General features: G+C 69.1%; 1 protein-coding gene. It reads right to left on the bottom strand.

Going from position 1 to position 2336, the window contains the following annotated elements; all coding sequences use genetic code 11:
* Positions 1 to 2336, bottom strand: a 2336-nt coding sequence (gene topA, locus VFF97_RS09605; protein ID WP_325033278.1) for a type I DNA topoisomerase, incomplete at both ends; no start/stop codon positions are given.

The following is a 2336-nucleotide window of genomic DNA, read 5'->3' as shown; positions in this document are numbered from 1 at the left end:
GTGCGCGAGTCGGTGCCCTTCTTGAGGTACGGCCCGTAGCGGCCGTTCTGCGCCGTGATGACCTCGCCGGTCTCGGGGTCGGTGCCGACGACTCGCGGCAGGTCGAGGAGGCGCAGCGCCGTCTCGAGGTCGATCGTGTCGGGGCTCATCGACTTGAACAGGGACGCGGTGCGCGGCTTCGGCGCAGCATCCTTCTTCGCACCGCGCTTCTTGGGTGCGGGCTCCTCGACGACGCCGGTGGCGGTGTCGACGGCATCCGGATCGACCGGATCCTCCTCCTGCACGTACGGCCCGAACCGGCCGTCCTTCACGACGACGATCTTCCCGTTCGCGGGGTTCTCGCCGAGCACGCGGTCGCCGGCGACGGGCGCCTCGATGAGCTCCCGAGCCTTCTCGGGCGTGAGCTCGTCGGGGGCGAGCCCCTCCGGGATGTTGACGTTGCGCGGCTTCGCGTCGGGGTTCGCGGGATCGGTGACCTCGAGGTAGGGGCCGTACTTTCCGAACCGCAGCGTGATGCCGTCGGCGATGCGCGTCGAGTTGAGCTCGCGCGCGTCGATCTCGCCGAGGTTGTCGACGATCCTGCGAAGGCCGACGTGCTCGTCCGAGCCGAAGTAGAACTCGTTGAGCCACTCGCTGCGCTCGCGCTCGCCGCGGGCGATCGCATCGAGGTCGTCTTCGAGCTCGGCGGTGAAGTCGTAGTCGACGAGGTCGGGGAAGTGCTGCTCCAGCAGGCGCACCACGCTGAACGCGAGCCAGCTCGGCACGAGCGCCTGGCCCCGCTTCGTGACGTAGCCGCGGTCGAGGATCACGTCGATGATGCTCGCGAACGTCGACGGACGGCCGATGCCCTTCTCCTCGAGCGCCTTCACGAGGCTCGCCTCGGTGTAGCGGGGCTTCGGGGTCGTCGTGTGACCCTTGGCCTCGACGTCCTTCAGGCGGAGCGTGTCGCCGACCGCGAGCGCCGGGAGCGCCTGGTCGTCGGCCTTGTCGGCGTCGGCGCGCTTCTCGTCGCGACCCTCCTCGTACGCGTCGAGGAAGCCCTTGAACGTGTAGACGGTGCCGGATGCCGTGAACTCGGCGCGCGTGCCGTCCGCGTCGACCTCGAGCGTGACGGTCGTGGTCTCGTACTTCGCGTCGGCCATCTGGCTCGCGAGCGTGCGCTTCCAGATGAGGTCGTACAGGCGCTGCTCGTCGCGGTCGAGTTCGCCGGCGACCTGCGCAGGCGTGCGGAACTGCTCGCCCGACGGGCGGATCGCCTCGTGCGCCTCCTGCGCGTTCTTGCTCTTGCTGCGGTACACGCGCGGATTCGGCGGCACGGCCTTGTCGCCGTAGAGCTGCACCGCCTGCGCGCGCGCCGCCTGCACGGCCTGCGTGCTCAGCGCGGTCGAGTCGGTGCGCATATAGGTGATGTAGCCCTTCTCATAGAGCCGCTGCGCGACGCTCATCGCGTGCTTCGCGCTCATGGAGAGCTTGCGCCCTGCCTCCTGCTGCATCGTGGAGGTCGTGAACGGCGCGCGGGGGCTGCGCGTGCCGGGCTTCGACTCGAGGTTGGAGACGGATGCCTCGCCGACCCGTGCGACCGCCTCGGCCAGTTCGCGCGCCTTCGCCTCGTCGAGCGCGAGGACGGCCTTCTTGAGCTGCCCGTTGTCGTCGAAGTCGGTGCCTCGCGCGAGGGCGGCGCCGTCGACGCGCGCCAGCCGCGCCGAGAACGCCTCCTTCGCGGAACCGTCCTCTCGCTTCTCGGCGAGCGTCTCGATGTCCCAGTACGACGCCGGCACGAACGCCATGCGCTCGCGCTCGCGGTCGACGATGAGGCGCGTGGCGGCGGACTGCACGCGTCCGGCCGACGTGCCCTGCTGCACCTTGTACCAGAGGACGGGGCTCACGTCCCACCCGTAGAGGCGGTCGACGACGCGCCGGGTCTCCTGGGCGTCGACGAGCGCCTGGTCGAGCTCGCGCGTGTTCTCGACGGCGGCGCGGATCGCGTCTTTCGTGATCTCGTGGAAGACCATGCGCTTGACCGGGACCTTGGGCTTGAGCACCTCGAGGAGGTGCCACGCGATGGCCTCGCCCTCGCGGTCCTCATCGGTCGCGAGCAGGACTTCGTCCGCGTCCTTGAGCGCTCGCTTGAGCTCGGCGACCGTCTTCGTCTTGCGTTCGTTGACGACGTAGTAGGGGTCGAAGCCGTGCTCGATGTCGATCGAGTACTTGCCGTAGGCCTCCTTCTTGTCGGCAGGGATGTCGCGCTTGTCGGCGAGGTCGCGGATGTGACCCACCGACGACAGCACCTCGTATCCGTCGCCCAGGTACGCCTGGATCGACTTCATCTTCGTCGG

Source organism: Microbacterium sp. (assembly GCF_035687345.1).
Lineage (GTDB): Bacteria > Actinomycetota > Actinomycetes > Actinomycetales > Microbacteriaceae > Microbacterium.
The sequence above is the reverse complement of the archived record's forward strand: the minus strand, read 5'-3'. Positions and strand labels throughout refer to the sequence as shown.